Below are 15787 nucleotides of genomic sequence, written 5' to 3' on the forward strand. Positions count from 1 at the left end.
AAGCCGAATGTCACAAGGCCCCCAGGGCGGGGCGGCGAGAGCGGCGGTTCTGCTCCTGACGCTGGGCGCGCCCGGTGCGAGCAAGCTGCTGAAGTACCTGTCGCCTGACGAAATTCGCGCGATCCGCCAAGGCGCGGTCGGGCTGGAGCCGGTGTCGCGGGCTCAGCTCGAGCAGCTGGTGGAAGAGTTCCAGAACGCGCTGAAGACGGGGCCGGGCCTTTCCGGGCCGGCCCAGCAGATGAAGGATCTGTTGAAGAACGCTCTGTCGCCGGAGGAACTGGCGACGATTCTCGGCGACGAGGACGTGGACGATCACGAGGCGGCGGCGTTCGATCCTGGTTCAGGCTCCGTATGGACCGATCTCGAAAAGGTCGATCGCGAAGCGATCATCATGACGCTGAAGCGCGAGCATCCGCAGGTCGTGGCCGTCATCCTCTCCAAGCTCGATCCCGATGTCGCGACCGGCATCGTCATCAAGCTGGAGCCGGTGTTCCGGCATGATGTCATGCGGCGAATGCTCACGGTGAAGCCTCTGGCCTTGCCTGTGCGCCTTCTGGTTGAGACGCAGATCCGCCAGGGTCTTCTCGCCTCGCCCGAACAGGCCGGAGGCAACCGCTTCACGATGCTCGCCGAAATCGCGAACCGAATGGACAAGCGCCAGACGGACGAACTCCTGGAGGCCATCGCGGCGGTCCAGCCGAAGGATGCGGTTTCGCTCAAGAACCTACTCTTCGCTTTCGAGGACATCCCGGCGCTGCCGCTCAAGTCGCGCTTCGTGCTCTTCGACGGCATCCCGACGGAGACCGTTATCATCGCTCTGTCGGGCGCCGTGGAAGACATCAAGAACGGCGTGCTCGAAGCGCTTGGCGCCCGCGCCCGGCGCATGGTGGAAGCGGAGCTGGCGCAGAAGAACTCGGTGCCGCCGCAAGACGTGGCCGCGGCGCGCCGTCTGGTCAGCAAGGCCGCGCTGCGTCTCGCCTCGGAAGGCAAGATCGTTCTGCGCGAAGAAGGCGCCGCCGAAGAAGCGGCCTAAGCCTGCCTCGACCGGCTTTTGCCGGCCGAGGCACAGGGCGGCGAGCGGCTTCGTCTCGTCGCTTGCCGGAACTGTCGCCCATCGCACCGGCGATCAAAAGACCGAGAGAGTGGATTTCGGCGCATATTTTGCTTCGTTGACAATTCGACATCGCGTTGAAGCCGGAATATTAACCTGGAATGAGGCAGGTTCAGCTTGGCGGAGGCAGCCGACAGGGACAGCAAAACAGAGCAACCGACAGAGAAAAAGATCCGCGATACCGTCGAGAAGGGCAATTTGCCGGTCTCGAAAGAAGCGCCGATCCTCGCCTCTCTGGTGGCCGCCATGGCGTTCATCGTCTTTCAGGCGAGGGATGGAACGGCCCGTTTGCTTCTTGGCCTGGAGACGACATTTGAAAACCCCACCCAGTGGGAGCTCGGCACGGGCACCGATGCGCTTCATCTTCTCTCCGTGCTGGGTTTCGAGTTCGCCAGATTCGTCTTGCCGGCCGCCGCGCTCTTCCTGCTTTGCGGCGTGGCCGCCTCTGTCCTCCAGAATGCGCCGCAGCTCAATTTCGAGCGTATCCGGCCCAAGTTCTCGAACATCTCGCCCAGCCAAGGCTGGAGCCGGATCTTCGGGGTTCGCGGTTTCACCGAGTTCGGCAAGGCGATCTTCAAGTTCGTCACGATCGGAGTGGTGGTCAGCCTGCTCCTGTCGTCCGACCTCAACACCATGTTGAGCTCGATGTTCTCAGACCCGCTCCTGCTCCCCGAAACGATCCTCACCCTTGCCATGCGGCTCTTGGCGGGCGTCTCGATCGCGACAATTCTCCTGGTCACGGCCGACCTTCTCTTGTCGCGCCTGTTCTGGCGGCGCGATCTCAAGATGAGCAAGCAAGAGATCAAGGACGAACTGAAGCAGGCCGAGGGCGACCCGATGATCAAGGCGCGCCAGCGCCAGATCGCCCGCGAGCGCACCCGAAAGCGCATGATGGCCGCCGTGCCGAGCGCCACCCTCGTCATCGCCAACCCGACCCACTATGCGATTGCCTTGCGCTATGTGCGCGAGGAGGGCGGAGCGCCGATGGTCGTGGCCAAAGGCACCGATCTCGTCGCGCTGAAGATTCGCGAAATCGCCGAGGCGAACGACGTGCCCGTGATCGAGGACAAGCTGCTCGCAAGGTCCATGTACGATCATGTCCAGATCGATCAAATGATTCCGCCGCAGTTCTACAAAGCGGTCGCTGAAATCATATACTATCTCTACTCCCGCAGCGGAGCGAAGGTGGGAGCCACGGCGGTTTAACAGTATGCTTGATATCAGAAACCGACATACGGCCGTGCGCGAACGGCTTCTCGCCGAGGCTCTCCAGGAGATCGTCGCCGAGCTTCGATTGGTCGACGTGGTCGACTACATCGCCTTCCTGCGGATGGGCGAGCACGGCAACATCGGCGACATCGTGCGCTCGTCGAGCGAGCTGCACATGAAGCCGGGCGTCCTGCGATTCGCCGACGGTGGCGAGATCGACCTCAACTGGGGCAGCGTGCCGGTCATAGCCCTGGACCTCGAGTTTCGGCACGAGCCGGTGGTGGTTCATTTCCGCCTGGAGCTCGGTGCCGTCAATGCGGCCGTCGATATCCGCTACATCGAGGTGGAGGATGGTGAGGATGCTACCGCCGCCGAAGTGACGGATCGTCTGCGCCACGCCATCGAGGCGTCGAAGATCAAGCCGCAGCCGGTGACGTCCGTCGCCTGACCGGCGATCCCAGGGCGACCATTCCAACCCTTTCAGCGCGAGGCGGCGGGCGAGAGCTCGCCGCCTCGTCTTGTTTCTGCCCGCGTTCCGGGCCAGCCGATAACCTGACCGCTGCCTGGATGCCGGTGGCCTCGCCGTTTGCGCCCGGACCGAACCGCCGCGTCGGAAGCGGCCGACGCCCCGCAGGGTGGCGGAAGATGCGCGGCTTTTAGGGCAGGAATGTCCCTCCTCAAGTTTCAGACAAGCGCCTGTCGGTAGTTCTTCCCCAACACGCTCAAGACCCATGGCGGAGGCTTCGATGGATTCGATTTATCTGATGGGAATCGCGTCCCGCAGGGCTGACTGGCTGTCGAACAGGCAGACGGTGATCGCCGAGAACGTCGCCAACGCGAACACTCCCGGCTACACGTCCAAGGACATCAAACCCTTCTCCGACGTCATGAACACGACGCGCCTGGAGATGGAGGCGTCGAGCCCGATGCATCTCGTCAGCGCCGGTGGGCGCAGCGTCGATGTCGACGAGACCAAGGAAAACGCCTGGGACGTTCTTCATTCGGGCAACTCCGTGTCGCTCGAACAGGAAATGCTGAAGGCCGGCGAGGTGCAGCGCGACTATTCGCTGAACACCTCGATCGTCAAAGCCTTCAATCGCATGCTGCTGACCACCGTGAAGGGCTGATCCACCGATGTCCGATCCCATCATCTCGTCGTTGAAGATCGCATCGAGCGGTCTTGAAGCCCAATCGAAGCGCCTTCGCGTCGTTTCCGAGAACATCGCCAACGCCGAATCCACCGGCAAGACGGCGGGCGCCGATCCCTATCAGCGCAAGACCGTCACCTTCAGCCAGGAACTCGATGCCGTCACCGGAACGTCGCTGGTCAAGATCGACCGCGTTGGCAACGACACGACCCCCTATCCGGTCGAGCTCGATCCCGGCAACCCGGCCGCCAACGCCGATGGCTATGTGAAGATGCCGAACGTCAACATGCTGGTCGAGATGGCCGACATGCGCGAGGCAAACCGCTCCTACGAGGCCAATCTTCAGGTCATCAAGCAGGCGCGCCAACTCATCAACATGACCATCGATCTCCTGAGGAGCTGAACAAGATGATTTCGGCCATCGGTGCGGCGCTGCCGCGTCTCGATACCGCCCGCGTCGATTCCGCCGGCTCGATCGGCACGACGTCCATGCCGGGCGCCACGCAGGGAACCCCGGCGACGGATTTCTCCTCGGTGCTCAAGGAAGTCGCGGCCGACGCCGTCGATACCATGAAATCGGCCGAGGCGACCTCGATCCAGGGGATCAAGGGCCAAGCCTCGACCCAGGCCGTCGTCGACGCCGTGATGCAGGCCGAGCGCACGCTCCAGACCGCGGTTGCCCTCAGGGACAAGGTCGTGGCCGCCTATCAGGAAATGTCGCGGATGTCGATCTGACATTGCCGCATCCGCCAAGCGCGCAAGCGCTTCGTGACCGCTGAGGAAACGGCGCTTTCCGCCGCCCGCGAATGAGGATCCACCGATGAGAGCACTCGCCATTGCCGCCACCGGCATGAACGCCCAACAGACGAATGTCGAGGTGATCGCGAACAACATCGCCAACGTCAACACCACCGGCTTCAAGCGTTCGCGCGCCGAATTCACCGACCTTCTCTACCAGGTCGAGCGACTTCAGGGTGTTCCGGCGCGCGGTGGCGAGGCGCTGATCCCCGAGGGCGCGCAGATCGGCCTCGGCGTCAGGACGGCGGCCATCCGCTCGGTCAACATCCAGGGCACCTTCGCCCATACCGGCAACCAGCTCGATCTGGCGGTCGCGGGCAAGGGCTGGTTCCAGATCACCGGGCCCGGCGGCGACATCCTCTACACTCGCGACGGCGCCCTCAACACCAACGACCAGGGCCAGCTCGTCACCGTCGACGGCTATGCGGTCGAGCCCGCCATCACGGTTCCGCAGGATCAGACCAAGATCACGGTGAACGCGACGGGCGAGGTCTACGCGACGGTCAACGGTGAGGAGCAGCTTCTCGGCCAGCTCACTCTCGTCAACTTCGCCAACGAGGCGGGGCTCGCGGCGCAGGGCGGCAACCTGTTCAAGGAAACCGCCGCGTCGGGCAATCCGGTCGCCGGCATCGCCGGCGATCCCGGCTTCGGCGAAATCCACCAGGGCTACCTCGAGGATTCCAACGTCGACCCGGTGCAGGAAATCACCGAGCTGATCTCCGCCCAACGCGCCTACGAGATGAACTCCAAGGTCATCCAGGCCGCCGACGACATGTCCAGCGTCATCTCCAAGGGCATCCGCTGATCATGAGCGCTTCGACCGTGACGACGGACAAGCTGCGGACGCTCTCTGGCTGCATCATCGCGGCTGCCGCGGTGCTGCTCCTCGGCGCGGTCCGCGCTTGCGCCGCCGATATCGACCTTCCGGTTCCCAATGCCGTGGTCTATCCGGGGCAGGCGGTTCTCGACAAGGTCGCCGGGGCACGCCGTTTCCGCGTGCCGGGCGACCGCCTGTCCTCCTATGTTGTCGAGGAGGAGATGCTGGAGGGCAAGATTGCCCGCCGCACGCTGCTTCCCAACAAGCCCATCCTTCTGGCGGATCTCACGACACCCGATGTCGTGAAGGCCGGCACACCCTCCACGATCGTCTATCGCGACGGCGGCCTGCTGATCACGATGCTCGGCGTTCCCCTCCGCTCAGCAGCGGAAGGCGAGACCGTGCGCGTCAAGAACGCCGACACCGGCGTCGTGGTCGCCGGCCGTGTGATGGCCGATGGCACCATCGAGGTGACCCCGTGATGAGAACCGCCATCCTCGGCCTTCCCCTGGCCTTGCTCGCACTTTTCTCGCAGCCGGCGCTTTCCGCCGATCTCGCGCCGGGCAGCTATCCGGCGGCGGGGTTCTCCTCCGGCCGCAGCTGCGGCATCGCGCCTGAGAGCGTCAGCACCGGCGGAACCCGCATCAAGGATATCTCCTTCATCAAGGGCGTGCGCGAGAACCAGCTCGTCGGCTACGGCCTGGTGATCGGTCTCCAGGGCACGGGCGACAGCCTGCGCAACTCGCCCTTCACCGAGCAGTCGATCCAGTCGATGCTCGATCGCATGGGCGTCAACGTACGCTCCAACTCGCCGCGCAGCCGCAACGTCGCCGCCGTCATCGTCACCGCCGAGCTGCCGCCTTTTGCCGGAGCCGGTTCGCGCATCGACATTACCGTCTCCTCCATGGGCGACGCCGCGTCGCTGATGGGCGGCACGCTGGTGATGACGCCGCTCTACGGTGCTGATGGCGAGATCTATGCGGTCGGGCAGGGGCCGCTGGCCGTGACCGGCTTTACCAGCCAGGGCGAATCCGAAAAGCTCACCCAGGGCGTGCCCACGGTCGGGCGTATCTCCAACGGCGCGCTCGTCGAGCGCGAGGTGCCCGGCAGCTTCGAGAACAGCTCGCTCACCATGGAGCTGCGCAATCCCGACTTCTCCACCACCATCCGAATGGTCGACGTGATCAACGCCTATGCCACCCAGTGCTATGGTCAGGCGGTGGCGAAGGAGGAGGATCTTCGAACCATTCGCCTCAATCGTCCGGGGCGCATCTCCGCCACCCGCTTCATCGCGGAAATCGGTCAGCTCATGGTGACGCCCGATCAGACCGCAAAGGTCGTCATCGACGAGCGCACCGGCACGGTGGTCATCGGCAAGGACGTCCAGATTCTTCCCGTCGGCGTGACCCAGGGCAATCTGACGGTGCGTGTCAGCGAATTGCCATCGGTCTCGCAGCCCGCGCCGTTCTCGAACGGTCAGACGACCGTGACGTCGGAAACCATCATCGATGCCAAAGAGTCCGGTGGAAACTTCGCAGTCGTCCAAGGCTCAAATCTCGACAGCGTGGTGCGTGGCCTCAACCGGATCGGACTGAAGCCGATCGGGATCATCGCCATTCTGCAAGCCATCAAGACAGCCGGCGCCCTGCAGGCCGAAATCGTGGTGCAGTGAGGAGAACTTTCATGACCCGCCGCCTCCTTCTTCCCGAATTGCTGCGTCGAATCGTGAAGTCGACCCCGCTTGTCCTCGTGGTTGGTGCTCTCTGCGTCGGTTTCGTTCATCCCGTGCCCGCGCAAGAAGCCGGAGCGCCGGAGGCCGTGGCCCAGAAGGCGATGAAGCCGGGCAAGATCGACATTCAGGCGCTCCAGGCGCAGACCCCACAGGTGCGCCTCATCGGACCGGACGGAACGCCGGCGACCGTAAATCAGGATGCCAGCGAGGTGGAGCGCTACTGCCTTAACATCGCCGACAAGGCCCAGGATGCGCGCTACGCCATTCAGCAGCAGCAGCTCAAGGACCTCCACACACAGCTCGAGCAGGCGATCGCCGATCTCGAAGCCAAGCGCCAGGAATATCAGGACTGGTTGAAGCAGCGTCAGGAGTTCATCGACCAGTCGGCTTCACTGATGGTCGACATCTACGCCAAAATGCCTTCGGACGCGGCCGCGCAGCAGCTCGCCAGCCTCAACCGCAAGGATGCGGCGGCGATTCTCGCCAAGCTGAAGTCGCGCACCTCCTCGGCGATCATGGGCGAGATGCCGACCAAGACGGCTGCCGAAATCGCCAACGTCATCATCCAGACAACCGTCAATCCCGATGCGCCGGCGCTGACGACGGAGAATAAGTCGTGACAATGAAAAAGGGCGCTGCCGCGCTCGCCGTTGCCGTCGCCCTCGCCGGTTGCTCGACACCGCCGAAGGACTTCATGCGCGAGCCGAGCCTTTCGCCGGTGGGTTCCGGCATAGCCGAACCACCACTCACGCAGCAGGTGGCCTATCCGGCACGTCCGCCCATCGTCGGCCATTCGCTGTGGAATGACCGAGGCGCGGCGCTGTATAGCGACCCGCGCGCGCTCAATGTCGGCGACATCGTCACGGTGAAGATCAAGATCAAGGATCAGGCCAAGCTCGACAACACGTCCGAGCGCAGCCGCGACTCCGATATCACCAACGGGCTCAGCGCCTCAGGGGCCTATCAGACCCACGTCTTCGGACCGCTGAGCTTCGATCTTGGCGCCAACGACAAGTCGGAATCGAAGGGCAAGGGGACGATCAAGCGCAAGGAGGATATCGATCTCTCCGTCGCCGCCGTCGTCACCCAGGTTCTGCCCAACGGCAATCTCTTCATCTCCGGGCAGCAGGAGGTGCGGGTCAACTACGAGGTGCGCGTGCTCTCGATCGCCGGCATCATCCGTCCGCGCGACATCCTGCCCGACAACACCATCGCCTACGACAAGATCGCCGAGGCGCGAATCGCCTATGGCGGACGCGGTCGAATGACGGAGGTCCAGCAGCCGGGCTGGGCGCATCAGATCTACGACGCCATCGCGCCGTACTGAGCCGTCAAGACATCGACTTTTTGCAAAAGCCCGCGCCCTCACCGGCGCGGGCTTTTTCGTACCGCTGTGCCGCACTCGCTCAGTTGATCCTAAGTCTATCGTAACGCTTTGTTAAGCAAGTCTCGGAACAGGCTGAAAGGCTATCGCTTGGCTGACAGAGGCGCGACGCACGACGCGCAGCGCCCGTCGCGAGCATCATGCTCGGTCTTTCGCAACACGAAAGAGATTGGCCGATGACCGATACGAGCGCCGATGGCCTCGAGGCCCTGACTGCCCTGCTGGAAGAGAACAAGCCGAAGAAGAGCCCTGTTCTCCCCGTCGTCCTGACTGTGGCGGCTTTGACGCTGTTGGCGGTGGGCGGCGGCGCCGGCATCGGCTGGCTGATCGGCGGTTCCAAACCCCAGCCCGCGCCGGAAAAGGCGGCGGGTGCGGCGGAGGGCGCCGCCAAGGATGCGAGTGCCCTTCCCGAGAGCCTCTATGGCGGCGGTCCCGAGGCCGGCCCCATCGCCCTGGTGACGCTGCCGCCTGTGCTGACGAATCTTTACTCGCCCAGCAACGTCTGGGTGCGCCTTCAGGCGGCCGTCGTCATTCGCTCCAAGGAAGTGGAGAACGCCGACGTGCTGGCCGGGCAGATCCAGAGCGATGTGATGACGTTCATGCGCACGGTGCAGCTCCCCCAGATCCAGGGTGGACGCGGCCTGTCGCATCTGCGCGAGGATCTTACCGAGCGCGCCAAGATGCGTTCGCCGGCCGTGCTCGACTTCATCATCGAGGCTTTGGTCACCGAATGACGCACCATCGGCTCGTTCTGCTGCTGGCTCTCCTGGCCGCGCTCGTTCCCGGCTCCGCCTTCGCGCAAGACGTCGGCAGCGCCGCCAGCAGCCTCGCCTCGCTGATTCCCGCCGGGGATGCGGCGGCGTCCGGGCGGATCGTGCAGCTTTTCGGCATCGTCACGGTGCTTTCCATCGCGCCGGGGCTCCTGGTGATGGTGACGTCCTTCACCCGGATCGTCATCGCGCTGTCGATCCTCCGAAGCGGTCTCGGCCTTCAGACGACGCCGGCCAATCTCATCCTGATCTCGCTGGCGCTTTTCATGACGTTCTTCGTCATGTCGCCGACCTTCGATCGCGCCTGGAACGACGGGTTGAAGCCGATGCTCGACAATCAGTTGAGCGAGCAGGACGCTTTCGAGCGGATGGCCGATCCTTTCCGCGATTTCATGCTATCCCAGGTACGGGCCGAGGATTTGCGCCTGTTCAGCGACATCGCCGACACCACCAGCCGCGCGCGCGTCGAGCCGATCGAGCAGGGGGACGGCGAAGGGCAGGTGGTGGACTATCGCGTCCTCATCCCGGCCTTCATGATTTCCGAACTTCGGCGCGGCTTCGAGATTGGCTTCCTGATCGTTCTGCCGTTCCTGGTGATCGACATGATCGTGGCGACGCTGACCATGTCCATGGGCATGATGATGCTGCCGCCCACCATCATCTCGCTGCCCTTCAAGATCCTGTTCTTCATCCTGATCGACGGCTGGAACATGCTGGTTGGATCGCTGGTGCGCTCCTTCTTTTGAAAGAGTGGCGGGGAGGAAAAGAAAAAAGGCCGGCGCCTCGGGTTGAGGCGCCGGCCTTTTTTTGACGTCCCGCGGTTCCTTCCCCGTTATCGGAACAGCAGGAGAATGCCCTCAGCGGCGGCGCTCGGCGTCGGCAGGACGAGAGTGAGCTTGGCCGGGTCGAGAGTGGTGCGGCGCCCCTGGCGGGGAGCCTCCATGGTCATCTTCGTCATGGTGTTTCGCCTTATCCCTGTTGCGGCCCCTTTGGGGCTCTTATGGGATTGAAGATAGAGGCCAACTCTGAACATCGCGCTGAAATTCTTCGCAAATTTTCGATAAACGCGGTGCGGCCGGGTAACTCCCCGTAAAGCAAAAGCACCCCCGGCGATGGTGTCGCCGGGGGTGCGGGACCAGTAGGCCGTTGCCGGGTGCGTGCAACGGGGAAAGCAGCTTTCCCGGAAAGCCTACTGGAAGAGGCGAAGGATGTTCTGCGAGGAGGCGTTGGAGATCTGGAGCGCCTGGGTTGCGAGCTGCTGCTGCACCTGGAGAGCGGAGAGCCTAGTGGACTCCTCCTCCATGTTGGCATCGACGAGGCTCGACAGCGCCGAACTCTTGATGTCGGAGATGGTCTTCAGGAAGGTCTGCTGCGATTCGATTTGCTCGGACAGCGCGCCGACATTGGCGGCGAAGGTCGTCACTTTGCCGATTGCGCCGGTGGACGCGTCATCGAGCGCGGTGAGGATCAAAGCAATATTGCCTGCGACGTCCAGGTCCGACTGACCGAAGTCAGTGATGTTTTTTGCAAAGTCGGTCGCTTTGATGTCGGTGTCGGTCAGGACCGTCGAGAGATTGGCCGCGATCTGGTATTCGCTCTTGATAAATGCACCGGCACTATCGACGCCGACGTTGAAGGAGATCTTGTCGGTGGACGCGAGCCAATCGGTCTCGCCGGTCTTGGAGGCCGCCAGGGCCGCAGTGATGGTGTTCTGCGCGCCGGTGATCTTCGTCATCAGGGCCGACTTTTCGGTGTCGTCCGTGCTGTTTTGATAGCTGGTGAGCGCTGTCTTCATCGTGTTCAGCGCACCGACGATGCTCTCGGCTGCGGTAGCGGCGGTCGCAGCAGCCGACTTGTAGTAGCTGAGCCCGGCGGAGAGCGACTCGTTCGTCGAGATTTCGGAGCGGATCGTGGTAGCGGCCGACCATGCGGCGGCGCCATCCTTGGCGGAGGCGACCTTGAGGCCGGAAGAGATGCGGCCCTGGGTCTGCTGGAGCTGGCTGTTGATGGACTGGAGATTGCGCAGAGCTGCGGTCGAAGCGTAGTTGGTGGTGACGCCGTACATGTTCTTGTTCCCCGTTGTGTTTTGTCGTTGTCGACGGGGAAATTGATATGCTGCACCTATGCAAAACTAAGCTGAGAAAAAGGTTAGAATTTTAGATAGTCGGTCTGTCTGGCAAGTGCCTGCAAGGTATAGTTTCTTATTTTATTATTTTGCGCCGCAAATTCGAACGACGGTTTTTACCGATCGGCAACCATGCTCCCTGGCGTTCCTTATATTCCAACGCGTTGCGCCCCCGGCGACGTTTGTCGCCGGGGGCGCGGGGTCCAATAGGCCGTTGCCGGGTGCGTGCAACGGGGAAAGCAGCTTTCCCGGAAAGCCTACTGGAAGAGGCGAAGGATGTTCTGCGAAGAGGCGTTGGAGATCTGAAGCGCCTGGGTCGCCAGGGACTGCTGGACCTGAAGGGCGGAGAGCTTGGTGGACTCCTCCTCCATGTTGGCGTCGACCAGGCTCGACAGCGCCGAATTCTTGATGTCGGAGATGGTCTTGAGGAAGGTCGAGTGGCTATCGATGCGCTCCGCCATCGCGCCAAGGCCTACCGCGATCGTCGTGGCGTCGCCAATGGCCGTATCGAGGGCCGTGTTGAGCGACGACGCGGAAGCGGTGATGTCCGCCGCCAAGAAGTTCGTGATGAACTTGCCCGAGCCGCCGCCGGTGGCGTCCACGTTTGTCAGCGTGTCATCCAGGTCCACGGCGGTGGTGAAGCCATCGGTGACGAATGCGCCGGCGCTGTTGACGCCGACATTGAAGGAGATGGCGGCGGCGTTGCTGAGCCAGTCCTTGCCATCCGTCTTCGAGGCGGCGAGGGCGGCCTTGATGGTGGCCTGAGCACCGGAGATGCTGCTCATGATGGCGGCTTGCTCGTCGGTGTCCGACGTCGCCTGATAGTTCGCTACGCCCTGCTTGATGGTGTTGAGCGCGTCGACGATCGACTGGGCGGCGGTCGAGGCCGTGTCGGCCGCTGCCTTGAAGTATCCGAGGCCGTCGCGGATCGCGTCATACTTGGAGACTTCTGCGCGGACGGTGGTGGCGGCGGACCATGCGGCGGCGCCGTCCTTGGCGGAGGCGATCCTGAGGCCGGAGGCGATGCGGGTCTGGGTCTTGTCGAGCTGGGCGTTGATGGACTGGAGATTGCGCAGGGCTGCGGTCGAAGCGTAGTTGGTGGTGATGCCGTACATAGTATTTTCCCCGTTGATTTGTTTTGTGTCGTTGTCGACGGGGATATTTCTACTTCGAATTCATCCAAGTTCTTGAGAATAAAAACGATCGAATTTTATCTATGTCCGATTTTGTTTGGTTAAATAAGTGAATTACAGAATCTAAATCATAAACTTCACGAGCCTTATAGGAAGCCTGCCCAACCTTATGGTTCGTCATGCCATCAGGAAAGCCGTTTTTTTGATCGTCTTCACATACTGAATAGCATCCTTACATAATAATATATACAGTACATAAATAAAATAAACTGCGTATAAAGAAAGCCTACAAGTTTATATGGCTTGTATACAAAGTAGATTCAAGAATCATGCAAGAAATTTACCTTGGATTAAGGATGTAAACCTAGGTTCGACTGCATGACGAAGCGGTCAAAACCAGAGACCGAAGGCATGATGCCGATACGTCATACCGGCTCGACCCGGAATGTCCCCCAAGATCAACAGTTTTTCGGGACAAGTATCCATGACCAGCGTTCTCTATAACGCCGCCGCCACCACCGCGCTGCGCGTTCTCCAGAGCACCAATTCCAAGCTCGACACCGTCGAAAACCGCATCTCCACCGGTCTCAAGATCGGCGAGGCGAAGGACAACGCCGCTTACTGGTCGATCTCGACCACGCTGAAGTCCGACAACGCCGCCATGTCGAGCGTCTCCGACGCCCTCGGCCTCGGCGCCGCCACCGTCGACACCGCCTACACCGGTCTCAACAACGCCCTCGGCGTCCTGAACTCGATCAAGGAGAAGCTGACCTCCGCGACCCAGGACGGCGTCGACCGCGCCGCCGTGCAGGACGAAATCAACGCCCTCCAGGACCAGCTCGAATCCGTCGCCACCTCCTCGTCCTTCTCGGGCGAGAACTGGCTGTCGGTGAACTCTTCGGTTTTCGGCTACAGCGCCAACAAGAGCGTCGTTTCGTCTTTCACCCGTGACGCCTCCAACTCGGTTTCGATCGGCACCATCTCGATCGACACCTCTGCGCTCGCTCTCTATGACGTGGGCGGCGGCTCGGGCATCCTCGACTCGGAAACCGCGCTGACCGACTCCGCCGGCAACTACATCACCTACGGCGGCAACGCCGGCGGCACCGCTCCGGCGACGAGCTCGCTCAACTTCTCCGGCGTTTCCACGGGCGCCGCGGCCGGCTCCAATGCTCCGGCTTCGGTCAGCCTTGGCACGCTCAACATGGCGGGCGTGACAGAGGGCGACTCCATCGAGTTCGCGCTGACCGTCGACGGTTCAGCGGGCACCGTGAAGCTCTCGACCAACGGTCTGACCGCTGCCAACTTCGAGGGCAACCTTCAGACGGCTGTCAACAACGCAGTCGGCGCCGGCAAGGCGACCGTCACGGTCGACGCCACGACCAAGGAAGTGAAGATCGAGACCGTCAGCACCGGTGGTGCTGCCGCGATCACCGTCGGCGCCACCCAGGCGGTGAACGGCGACGCCTCGCTCTCCGCGCTCGGCGGCCTTCTGACCAGCACCTCGCTGCCGGCTCCCGATTACGGTGCGGCAACGGAAGCCAGCGCCACGATCGGCAGCTTCGCGACCGCCGCTCTGGCCACGAACGACACCTTCTCGTTCAAGCTGCAGTACGGCGCGAACGTCGTCAGCGTCACCCACACGTTCTCGGCTCCTGAGCTGGCTGCCTTCTCCGCTGCGAACAACCCGACCGAGTCGGAACTTGCCGGTCTTCTGCAGACCGACATCGACACGGCTCTGGCTGGCGTGACCGGCTACAACCCCGGCGACGTCACCATCTCGGGCGTCGACGCGTCTGGCACCTTCACCTTCACCACGGCGAACAAGGGTGCTGACCAGAGTGTCGGCGCGTTCGACTTCGCCGGGACGGGTGGCGCGGCTGCCCGCTTCGGCATGCCGACCCAGACGACCGCTGTCGGCTCGACCGGTGTGGTCGGCTACGGCACGTCCGAGGCCGCCGAACTCACCATCGGCACCTTCGACAACACCGGCATCAAGCAGGGCGACCGGATCAGCTTCGATCTGAACGTCAACGGCTCGATCCAGACCATCACCGTCGACACGGCGGGTCTCACGGGTGTCAACCCGGCGGATCTCGTCTCCGATGGCGCCAAGTTCCAGACCCGCGTTCAGGCGGCTCTCGACGCGGTGTTCACCGGTGCCGACCGCGTGGTCTTCACTGTCGACAGTGGCACCCAAGCCATGAAGCTCAAGACAGTGGCGGAAGGCGACACGAAGTTCATCGCCATCTCCAACGTCGGTGTGACGGACGGTGACGGCGCGACGACCGCCAAGGCCGGCCTGACCACGATTGCTGCTCCGACGACCGCCAACGGCTCGGGCAGCGGCACGGCCACGGTCGCCGAGCTGACCAGCGCCACGGCGTTCTCCGGCTCGCAGACCTTCGGCGCCGACGACACGCTGACCATCAACTTCAAGGTCAACGGCACGGCTGACTCGGTCACGATCGACAAGGCTGCCGTCATGGCTGCCAACGGCGGCAGCGCCACGATCGCCGATGCGACGCAGTACGCGGCGGTGCTCGACTCCGTGATGAACGCCAAGGGCGTCACCGTCACGGCCGACGGCTCCAACAACATCGTGTTCACCAAGAACACGGCGGCCGGCGTCGGCACGCTGGAAGTGACCGGCGTCACCTCCAACACCAGCGCCGACACGATGTCGGTGGCCGGCATCGACATCAACTCCACCGACTTCAAGGCTCTCACCAAGACCCAGCAGTCGACGGTGATGGCGGCGTACATCTCGGTGGTCAACAAGGCCATTGGCCAGGTCACCGCGGCTGCCTCGGCCATGGGTGCGGTCGCCAGCCGTATCGATCTGCAGAAGGGCTTCGTCACCGACCTCATGGACACCATCGACAAGGGCGTCTCTGGCCTCGTCGATGCCGACATGAACGAAGAGTCGACCCGTCTTCAGGCCCTTCAGGTCCAGCAGCAGCTGGGCGTCCAGGCCCTGTCGATCGCCAACCAGTCGGCTCAGAATGTCCTGCGTCTTTTCCAGTAGGCCGTCAGAGTCGGTAGAGGAACCGGCCTGACCGACATGCTGCACTGAGTTTCTAGTATTGTCGGTGCGGCCATAAACTTGGAATCCCCCGGATTGTCTCGTCGATCCGGGGGTTTTTTGTTTTCGGGATGCTGTTTCCAGGCGCGGCTTTCACGCCCGCGCGCGGCAACGGCATGAGCCGTTTCTTGCCTGTTCTCTGCCGCCTCCGACGGGCGCGGCGAGGCGGCAGGCCGCTTCAAGGCCGGCGAGGCGACAGCCTTCGCCCGTCGCAGGCGGCGAACCAACCCCACCCATCATCCAGACAAAGGAGCTGACCAAAGAGCCAGGCGAACAGCACAAACACGGCCGAGCAAGGCCGCCGACCTTCAGCAAGGCATGTCTTCAGCGGACGGGAAAGAATGCTTCCCGTGCGATAAGGTCCGGCTGTGCCGACTTTCACACCCTATTAATATGTGGCGACTAGATTGCCGTGTATGACGAATTAACCGGCTTTTCCGGTTGAAGGCATGATGCCGGCTCGTCATCCCGGCAC

The 15787-nt window shown here is 62.7% G+C and carries 17 protein-coding genes; 14 read left to right on the forward strand and 3 right to left on the reverse strand.

Going from position 1 to position 15787, the window contains the following annotated elements; all coding sequences use genetic code 11:
- Positions 1–7 precede the first annotated feature (7 nt).
- From B5D38_RS04840 to fliP, 13 genes are all read left to right on the forward strand, one after another.
- Positions 8–1033 (forward strand): FliG C-terminal domain-containing protein, encoded by a 1026-nt coding sequence (locus B5D38_RS04840; protein WP_165690788.1) that lies wholly within the window; start codon positions 8–10, stop codon positions 1031–1033.
- A 195-nt stretch (positions 1034–1228) separates the two neighbouring features.
- A complete protein-coding gene (gene flhB, locus B5D38_RS04845) occupies positions 1229–2317 on the forward strand; it encodes a flagellar biosynthesis protein FlhB (protein ID WP_078707249.1) in 1089 nt (362 codons plus the stop codon).
- Between the two features lie 4 nt (positions 2318–2321).
- Positions 2322–2768, forward strand: coding sequence for a hypothetical protein (locus tag B5D38_RS04850; RefSeq protein WP_078707250.1), 447 nt, complete (start codon positions 2322–2324; stop codon positions 2766–2768).
- A gap of 298 nt (positions 2769–3066) precedes the next feature.
- The gene (gene flgB, locus B5D38_RS04855) at positions 3067–3447 is read left to right on the forward strand and encodes a flagellar basal body rod protein FlgB (RefSeq protein ID WP_078707534.1); all 381 of its coding nucleotides are present in this window, start codon (positions 3067–3069) and stop codon (positions 3445–3447) included.
- Between the two features lie 7 nt (positions 3448–3454).
- Complete coding sequence (gene flgC, locus B5D38_RS04860; RefSeq protein ID WP_078707251.1) at positions 3455–3871, forward strand: flagellar basal body rod protein FlgC; 417 nt, start codon at positions 3455–3457, stop codon at positions 3869–3871.
- Positions 3872–3957: 86 nt separating this feature from the next.
- Positions 3958–4203, forward strand: coding sequence for a flagellar hook-basal body complex protein FliE (gene fliE, locus B5D38_RS04865; protein ID WP_280949369.1), 246 nt, complete (start codon positions 3958–3960; stop codon positions 4201–4203).
- An 85-nt stretch (positions 4204–4288) separates the two neighbouring features.
- Positions 4289–5071, forward strand: coding sequence for a flagellar basal-body rod protein FlgG (gene flgG, locus B5D38_RS04870; RefSeq protein ID WP_078707253.1), 783 nt, complete (start codon positions 4289–4291; stop codon positions 5069–5071).
- 2 nt (positions 5072–5073) lie between these two features.
- Complete coding sequence (flgA, locus tag B5D38_RS04875; protein ID WP_078707254.1) at positions 5074–5565, forward strand: flagellar basal body P-ring formation chaperone FlgA; 492 nt, start codon at positions 5074–5076, stop codon at positions 5563–5565.
- Complete coding sequence (locus B5D38_RS04880; protein WP_078707255.1) at positions 5565–6755, forward strand: flagellar basal body P-ring protein FlgI; 1191 nt, start codon at positions 5565–5567, stop codon at positions 6753–6755. The genes flgA and B5D38_RS04880 overlap by 1 nt, the downstream gene beginning before the upstream one ends.
- Positions 6756–6766: 11 nt before the next feature.
- Positions 6767–7435 (forward strand): MotE family protein, encoded by a 669-nt coding sequence (locus tag B5D38_RS04885; protein ID WP_078707256.1) that lies wholly within the window; start codon positions 6767–6769, stop codon positions 7433–7435.
- A 2-nt stretch (positions 7436–7437) separates the two neighbouring features.
- Complete coding sequence (flgH, locus tag B5D38_RS04890; RefSeq protein ID WP_078707257.1) at positions 7438–8142, forward strand: flagellar basal body L-ring protein FlgH; 705 nt, start codon at positions 7438–7440, stop codon at positions 8140–8142.
- 233 nt (positions 8143–8375) lie between these two features.
- The gene (locus tag B5D38_RS04895) at positions 8376–8933 is read left to right on the forward strand and encodes a flagellar basal body-associated FliL family protein (RefSeq protein ID WP_078707258.1); all 558 of its coding nucleotides are present in this window, start codon (positions 8376–8378) and stop codon (positions 8931–8933) included.
- On the forward strand, positions 8930–9715 hold the full coding sequence (fliP, locus tag B5D38_RS04900; protein WP_078707259.1) for a flagellar type III secretion system pore protein FliP: 786 nt from the start codon (positions 8930–8932) through the stop codon (positions 9713–9715). Before B5D38_RS04895 ends, fliP begins: the two co-directional genes overlap by 4 nt.
- Positions 9716–9801: 86 nt before the next feature.
- Here fliP and B5D38_RS22700 read toward each other — a convergent pair whose 3' ends face one another.
- The 3 genes from B5D38_RS22700 to B5D38_RS04915 form a co-directional block, all read right to left on the reverse strand.
- Positions 9802–9927 (reverse strand): hypothetical protein, encoded by a 126-nt coding sequence (locus B5D38_RS22700; protein WP_280949366.1) that lies wholly within the window; start codon positions 9925–9927, stop codon positions 9802–9804.
- A gap of 231 nt (positions 9928–10158) precedes the next feature.
- A complete protein-coding gene (locus B5D38_RS04910) occupies positions 10159–11034 on the reverse strand; it encodes a flagellin (protein ID WP_078707261.1) in 876 nt (291 codons plus the stop codon).
- A gap of 317 nt (positions 11035–11351) precedes the next feature.
- A complete protein-coding gene (locus B5D38_RS04915; RefSeq protein ID WP_078707262.1) occupies positions 11352–12209 on the reverse strand; it encodes a flagellin N-terminal helical domain-containing protein in 858 nt (285 codons plus the stop codon).
- 502 nt (positions 12210–12711) lie between these two features.
- Here B5D38_RS04915 and B5D38_RS04920 point away from each other — a divergent pair.
- The gene (locus B5D38_RS04920) at positions 12712–15255 is read left to right on the forward strand and encodes a flagellin N-terminal helical domain-containing protein (protein WP_165690789.1); all 2544 of its coding nucleotides are present in this window, start codon (positions 12712–12714) and stop codon (positions 15253–15255) included.
- Positions 15256–15787 lie beyond the last annotated feature (532 nt).

It is taken from the genome of Consotaella salsifontis (assembly GCF_900167365.1).
Classification (GTDB): domain Bacteria; phylum Pseudomonadota; class Alphaproteobacteria; order Rhizobiales; family Rhizobiaceae; genus Consotaella; species Consotaella salsifontis.

What these genes read in the sequence shown, in the direction of transcription:
- B5D38_RS04840 (WP_165690788.1), top strand. Translation starts at nt 8, where the DNA reads ATGTCACAAGGCCCCCAGGGCGGGGCGGCGAGAGCGGCGGTTCTGCTC.
- B5D38_RS04850 (WP_078707250.1), top strand. Translation starts at nt 2,322, where the DNA reads ATGCTTGATATCAGAAACCGACATACGGCCGTGCGCGAACGGCTTCTC.
- flgB (WP_078707534.1), top strand. Translation starts at nt 3,067, where the DNA reads ATGGATTCGATTTATCTGATGGGAATCGCGTCCCGCAGGGCTGACTGG.
- flgC (WP_078707251.1), top strand. Translation starts at nt 3,455, where the DNA reads ATGTCCGATCCCATCATCTCGTCGTTGAAGATCGCATCGAGCGGTCTT.
- fliE (WP_280949369.1), top strand. Translation starts at nt 3,958, where the DNA reads ATGCCGGGCGCCACGCAGGGAACCCCGGCGACGGATTTCTCCTCGGTG.
- flgG (WP_078707253.1), top strand. Translation starts at nt 4,289, where the DNA reads ATGAGAGCACTCGCCATTGCCGCCACCGGCATGAACGCCCAACAGACG.
- flgA (WP_078707254.1), top strand. Translation starts at nt 5,074, where the DNA reads ATGAGCGCTTCGACCGTGACGACGGACAAGCTGCGGACGCTCTCTGGC.
- B5D38_RS04880 (WP_078707255.1), top strand. Translation starts at nt 5,565, where the DNA reads ATGAGAACCGCCATCCTCGGCCTTCCCCTGGCCTTGCTCGCACTTTTC.
- B5D38_RS04885 (WP_078707256.1), top strand. Translation starts at nt 6,767, where the DNA reads ATGACCCGCCGCCTCCTTCTTCCCGAATTGCTGCGTCGAATCGTGAAG.
- flgH (WP_078707257.1), top strand. Translation starts at nt 7,438, where the DNA reads ATGAAAAAGGGCGCTGCCGCGCTCGCCGTTGCCGTCGCCCTCGCCGGT.
- B5D38_RS04895 (WP_078707258.1), top strand. Translation starts at nt 8,376, where the DNA reads ATGACCGATACGAGCGCCGATGGCCTCGAGGCCCTGACTGCCCTGCTG.
- fliP (WP_078707259.1), top strand. Translation starts at nt 8,930, where the DNA reads ATGACGCACCATCGGCTCGTTCTGCTGCTGGCTCTCCTGGCCGCGCTC.
- B5D38_RS22700 (WP_280949366.1), bottom strand. Translation starts at nt 9,927, where the DNA reads ATGACGAAGATGACCATGGAGGCTCCCCGCCAGGGGCGCCGCACCACT.
- B5D38_RS04910 (WP_078707261.1), bottom strand. Translation starts at nt 11,034, where the DNA reads ATGTACGGCGTCACCACCAACTACGCTTCGACCGCAGCTCTGCGCAAT.
- B5D38_RS04915 (WP_078707262.1), bottom strand. Translation starts at nt 12,209, where the DNA reads ATGTACGGCATCACCACCAACTACGCTTCGACCGCAGCCCTGCGCAAT.
- B5D38_RS04920 (WP_165690789.1), top strand. Translation starts at nt 12,712, where the DNA reads ATGACCAGCGTTCTCTATAACGCCGCCGCCACCACCGCGCTGCGCGTT.